Below are 6074 nucleotides of genomic sequence, written 5' to 3'. Positions count from 1 at the left end.
CTTGAGCGCGGACAGAATATGTGCGCCGGACCGCTCGCCGATATCGGCCAGAACCGCAAGGTTTCGCTCCACTGCCTTTTCGTCGACGACGAAGCAAGGCGAAGGAACGCGATTGAGGTCGAAGGTGCGGAAGGCACCGGCGTCTCCGGCCTGTGTCTGCATCAGTTGGGTCATGTCCGGCGTCTCCGATTGGTGGATAAGCCGGGGGTGCGACTTGTCGCCATTGTCGCTCGGACCAATGGCGACCCCCCGGGATATTTTGGGCCAGATGAAGCAGGGCGGTCGCGCGGACCGCCCCGAGGGTTCAGAACTCGACCGGGCCGTCGAGTTCGTGGACCTGCCAAGGCAGGCCATGCTTGTTCAGCATGTCCATGAAATCATCCGGGTCGAGCTGCTCCATGTTCCAAACGCCCGGCTCGCGCCAGTTGCCCTTCAGCACTTGCGCCGCGCCGATCATGGCGGGGACGCCGGTGGTGTAGCTGACGGCCTGGCTGCCGACCTCGCGGTAGCATTCCTCGTGGTCGCAGATGTTGTAGATGTAGTAGGTCTTTTCGCCCGAGCCGTCCCTGGCCTGGCCGGTGGCGATGTCGCCGATGCAGGCCTTGCCCTTGGTTTCGGCGCCCAGATCGCCGGGATCGGGCAGCAGGGTCTTCAGGAACTGGATCGGAATGATCTCGACCCCGTTGTGCACCACCGGGTCGATCCGGGTCATGCCGACATTCTGCAGCACCTTGGCATGGGTGATGTAGGCATCGCCGAAGGTCATCCAGAAACGGGCGCGCTCGATCTCGGGGAAGTGGGTCGAGAGTGACTCCAGTTCCTCGTGATACATGAGGTACATGTTCTTCGGCCCGATGCCGGGGAAGTCGAACTCGACCTTGTGGGTCATGGCTGGCGTCACTTTCCACTCGCCGCCTTCCCAGTGGCGGGCGTCGGCCAGTACTTCGCGCAGGTTGATCTCGGGGTTGAAGTTGGTGGCGAATTCCTGATCGTTCTGGCCGCCATTGGCGTCCAGAACGTCGATCTGGCGGATCGAGTCCAGCTTGTGTTTCTTGAGCCACTTGGCAAAGACGCTGGTCACGCCGGGATCGAAGCCCGAGCCGAGGATCGCGGTCAGGCCGGCCTGCTTGAACTTGTCCTGATAGGCCCACTGCCAGTGGTATTCGAACTTGGCCTCGTCCTCGGGCTCATAGTTGGCGGTGTCGAGATAGTGGCACCCGGCCTCGAGGCAGGCATCCATCAGCACAAGGTCCTGATAGGGCAAGGCCAGGTTCACCAGAAGCTCGGCCCCGGTGTCCTTGATCAGCTTGACGGTGTCGGCGACCTTGTAGGCGTCAAGCTCGGCAGTTTTGATGTCGACGCCGGTGCGTTCCTTGACCGATTTGGCGATGGCATCGCATTTCGCCTTGGTGCGGCTGGCCAGCGTGATCTCGGTGAAGATGTCGGAATTCATCGCCATCTTGTGCACGGCGGCGTGGCTGACGCCACCCGCGCCAACAACCAGTGTCTTGCCCATGGGAAATTCTCCTTTCGCCGGGGTTATTCGTAGTAGGTATAACCGTTGATGCTGTCGCGATAGGCAGTCATCAGGGTTTTGCGTTCATTCGCCTTGAGCGTGCCGGTCGAGATCGCCTCGTCGACCATCTTGCGGAAGGCAGCGATGCAGTCGCTTGGGTCGAACTCGACATAGGACAGGACTTCGCTGATCGTGTCACCCTCCTGTTCATGCAGCAGGTCGAACCCGCCATCGGCGCGCAGGTCGATGGTGACCACGTTGGTGTCGCCGAACAGGTTGTGCAGGTCGCCTAGGGTTTCCTGATAGGCGCCGACGAAGAACACGCCCATGTAATAGTCGCGATCTTCGGGCAGGGAATGCACCGGCAGGCTGGGCGAGACACCGTCGGCCAGAATGAACCGGTCGATCTTGCCGTCGCTGTCGCAGGTGATGTCGGACAGTACCGCGCGGCGGTCGGGGGCCTGGTCCAGCATCTGCAGCGGCACGATCGGGTGCAGCTGGTCGATCGCCCAGACATCGGGCAGCGACTGGAACAGAGAGAAGTTGCAGTGATAGATGTCCGCCAGCTTTTCCAACTGGTCATCCACATCGGTTTCGACCTCGTCCGAGGCCGCCAGCGCCTTGATCCGCGCCATCAGCGACAGGTAGATGCGCTCGGCCCGGGCCATCTGGCGCAGGTCGACATAGCCACGGCGGAACAGGGCGCGCAACTCGTTGCGGTAGAAGGTGGCGTCGTTCCAGCATTCCTGCAGCCGATCGTGGCTGAGGTACCCGTTCACCGCCGCCAGATCGGACACCATGTGGTGGTCGTCGGGTTCCACCTCGGGGCCGTTGGGCGCGTCATAGAGCGTGCTTTCAAGCACGTTGAACACCAGCATCGACGAAGTCGCCACCACCGCGCGGCCGCTCTCGGTCACCAGCGTGGGGTGGTCCACCTCGGCCTCGTCCATGGCATAGGCCACGGTCTCCACCACATTGGCGCAGTATTCCTCGACCGTGTAGTTGATCGAGTTCTCGGTCGCCTTCTTCTCGCCCGTGTAATCGACGCCCATGCCGCCGCCCAGATCCAGGTGGGTCAGCGGCACGCCCTCGCGGGTCAGTTCGGTGTAATAACGGCAGGCTTCGCCCACGGCGCGGCGCACGTCGTTCACGTCGGGCACCTGGCTGCCCAGATGCGAATGCTGCAGCTTCAGGCAATGCAGCAGGCCCGCATCGCGCAGCTTGTCGACGACCGCGACCAGCTGATCGGTGTTCATGCCAAAGGTCGACCGATCCCCCGAGCTTTCCTGCCATTTGCCGCTGATCTGGTTGGTCAGTTTCACCCGCACGCCCAGCAGCGGCTCGATGCCCAGCCGTTTGTAGACCTCGATGACCGTGTCGGCCTCTTTCGGGCTTTCCAGAACGATGACCGTGTTGAACCCGATCTTGCGGCTGAGGATGGCCAGCTCGATGAACTCCGCGTCCTTGACGCCGTTGCACACGATCAGCGCCTCGGGGGCCAGACGGTGCGCCAGTGCGATTACCAGCTCGGGCTTCGATCCGGCCTCGAGCCCGTAATTGTATTGCTTGCCGAACTCGACGATCCGGTCGACGACCTGCGCCTGCTGGTTCACCTTGATCGGGAACACGCCGCGATAGGACCCCTTGTAGCCGGTACGCGCAATCGCATCGCGGAAGCTTTCGTTGATATGCGCGATTTCGCGTTCCAGATACGAGCTGATGCGCAGAATCATCGGCGCCTTGATCCCGCGCTGATCAAGGTCGTGCAGAATACCGGGCAGGCTGATGGCCGCCGCATCGGGTGCCATGGGATTGCGCAGACTGATCTCGCCGTCCTCCGTCACCTCGATGAGACCCTTGCCCCATTTTTCAACCCCGTAGATGGAATGCGGTGCGACGGGCGTTTGTTTCAATCAAGTCAGTCCTTGCGTTGCAGGCGTGGAAATTTCGCCCGCCAATACGGCAGCCGTTCGATTCTTCCAAGTGTAATCTGTATCGGAGGTTAGCCCAATTCAGATCGCAGGGCGAATGGGAACCAAATGGTTGTCCCAACGGACCCGAGGATGGGGCGATACCGCCGGGTTTGACCCAACCAGATGCCCCACATCGCCATGCCCGGTGGTAAAGACAAAGCCGGATGGCCCGGGGCCCAACCCGCACACGTCGCCGAGCGAATGGGCGCTGTCAAAACGAGCTGCCTCGGCATCAAAGACGTGCAGCGCGTTGCCGCGTGGGCAGGTGATGGCGACCTGACGCCCCTCGGCGGAAAAGGCGACACTGCCTGCATAGCCGGCCAGCGTCGCCTGAATGTCATCCGGCGCGGACAGAAGGTGGTAACGGCCACCCCGCCGATTCAGCCCCAGCAGGGCCGGCTTGTGGGACAGGTCGCCCTGCCACTGCATCGCGAAGGCCAGCAGGCCATCCGCACGAACGGCCAGATGCCGGATCGAGTTTTTGTGCAGCGCCGCGGGCAGCTCGACCTGCTCCAGAACCGATCCGTCGAGGCTGACATAGGTCAGGTTCGGGCGCATGGTCGGCAGGTTCAACTTGCTGCGCCCGGTATCCGGGTGGGTTTCGATGCCGCCGTTGGCGATGGCAAGAGATTTGCCGTCGGGCATCAACACTACGTCATGGGGGCCGACCCCCGCCGAAGAAAACTCGCCCATTCGGGCATAGCCCTCGGCCGCGTCCCAGACGCCGATGACCCCGGTGCCAGCCTCATAGTCGTTTTCGGTGGTGAACAACCGGCGGCCGTCGGGCGAAAATGCGCCGTGGCCATAGAAATGACGCCCGGCCGGCGCCTCGAGCCGGGTCAGCTGGTCCCCGGTCGCGCAATCGATCACAAGCGCAAATCGCCCCGGACGGCGCGCGAATGCAACGGCCCGCGCCAGATGGGGATGGGCGGCGGCGGCATGCCCGCGGCCGGGCAGGGGGACCGAGAACCGAAACTCTCCTGAACCGGTCAGCCCGACCAGGCGGTACGACCCATCGTCGAACAGCGCAGCCGACAGGAAATCGGGCGAACCGACCTCAGCCCAGCCCGGCAGGGGGGCAAGAGTGGCCGCTGCCAAACCGGCCAGGAACCCTCGGCGGCTGGTCATCGGTCAGTCTCCGTCCAATGAATTGAACCCGGCGCTTATGCCCAGGGTCGGACCCAACTGCGCGGCGGCCAAGCTGCGGATGTCGTTGATCGACTGCTGCAGCGCCTCGATCCGCAGCCGCCCCTGGGGCTCGGCCACGCCGGCCAGTGCGGGATCGTCCAGCGCCTGCGCCCGGGCGATGCTGCGGGCAAAGGCGTCGTCCAGCGCGGCGGCAATCTGTGGGTGATCGGCCGCCAGCCGCGCCGCCAGGTCGCGCAGCGCCACCAGCGACAGTTCCACGTGCCGCAGCGACCGCAGCGACCGGCGGGCCTCGGCCCGGTTGGGGCGGGGGCGGTCGAATCTGGCCATCGGGCGGCCCAGACGCGTATCGGCTGTGAATTCGAGCCCAGTGGTCAGGGCCTTGTAGAGCTCCTGCAGGGCTTCGTCGGAGGACCGATAGGGTCTGTCCGGCCCGGGTTGGGTCATGGTGCGGGCATAGCCGTGCCAGTCCCGGTCGATGGCCCGGGCGGTGCGGTGGATGTCGGCGGCGATGGCGCGGATCAACCCGCAGCGATAGGCCGCATCGCCCTGATCGGCAAAGGCCGGGTCGTATAGCATCCTCTCGAGCGCGAGGAAGCCGCGCCCCGCGATCGAGGTTTCGGCAAAGGCATCGGGGTCGGCAATGGCCGGGTCTTCGGCCGCGATCATCGCCGACAGCGCCTTGGGCGTGAACCCTTTGCTGTCGGGCCAGAAGGCCAGGGCAAAGGCACGGTCTCCGACCTCGGTCGGGCCGAACCGCAGGTGGCTGGCGGATATCCAGGCGTCGAAGGCGGCGTGATAGGCCGCGCGCAGATCGGCGGACCCCGGCGCGCAGTCCGCGCGAGCAGTGGCATCCAGCGCAGCCGTCGCTTCGGCAAGGTGATCGAAACGCGGCAGGATATGGGCTTGGGTCACGTCGGTCAGGATCGCATCGCGGCTTTGTGCCGCCGCGCAGAGCGGCATCAATGCGGAAAGGATCACGGTAATCAGGCGCATCGGTCAGAGACTTTCCAGGAACCGGATCAACGCATCGCGGTCGGGCTTGGGCATGGAAACGACTGCATCGCGCGCGGCCTGGGCCTCGCCGCCGTGCCACAGGACTGCTTCGAGAGGCGAGCGCGCGCGGCCATCATGCAGGAACTGGGTGTGCCCCGAGACCCGTTCGGTCAGGCCGATGCCCCACAGCGGCGCGGTGCGCCATTCGCGGCCCGTGGCGCTGGCCTCGGGGCGGTTGTCGGCCAGTCCCTCGCCCATGTCGTGCAGCAGCAGGTCCGTGTAGGGCCAGATCAGTTGGAAACTGTGCTCGGGCCGGTCGGGCAGGCGGTGGGTGACGAAAGCGGGCGTGTGACAGGACGCGCAGCCAATGTTGTGGAACACCTCTTTCCCGCGCAGAACCTGCGGGTCATCCGCATCGCGCCGGGCGGGAACGCCCAGGTTGC

At 64.5% G+C, this 6074-nt stretch carries 5 protein-coding genes; all 5 read right to left on the bottom strand.

Going from position 1 to position 6074, the window contains the following annotated elements; all coding sequences use genetic code 11:
• Positions 1-304 precede the first annotated feature (304 nt).
• The gene (locus tag AC2FM5_RS19030) at positions 305-1516 is read right to left on the bottom strand and encodes a saccharopine dehydrogenase family protein (RefSeq protein WP_170356949.1); all 1212 of its coding nucleotides are present in this window, start codon (positions 1514-1516) and stop codon (positions 305-307) included.
• A 23-nt stretch (positions 1517-1539) separates the two neighbouring features.
• Positions 1540-3429 carry a biosynthetic arginine decarboxylase gene (speA, locus tag AC2FM5_RS19025; protein WP_170356950.1) on the bottom strand — a complete coding sequence of 630 codons (1890 nt, stop codon included), beginning with the start codon at positions 3427-3429 and terminating at the stop codon, positions 1540-1542.
• A 99-nt stretch (positions 3430-3528) separates the two neighbouring features.
• Positions 3529-4617, bottom strand: a complete 1089-nt coding sequence (locus AC2FM5_RS19020) for a DUF1513 domain-containing protein (RefSeq protein ID WP_170340143.1) — start codon at positions 4615-4617, stop codon at positions 3529-3531.
• A gap of 3 nt (positions 4618-4620) precedes the next feature.
• Positions 4621-5631, bottom strand: coding sequence for an imelysin family protein (locus tag AC2FM5_RS19015; protein ID WP_496737495.1), 1011 nt, complete (start codon positions 5629-5631; stop codon positions 4621-4623).
• Between the two features lie 3 nt (positions 5632-5634).
• A partial coding sequence (locus AC2FM5_RS19010; RefSeq protein ID WP_496737493.1) for a di-heme oxidoredictase family protein occupies positions 5635-6074 on the bottom strand: 440 nt, incomplete at its 5' end.

It is taken from the genome of Ruegeria sp. BHSA162 (genome assembly GCF_059613385.1).
The sequence above is the reverse complement of the archived record's forward strand: the minus strand, read 5'-3'. Positions and strand labels throughout refer to the sequence as shown.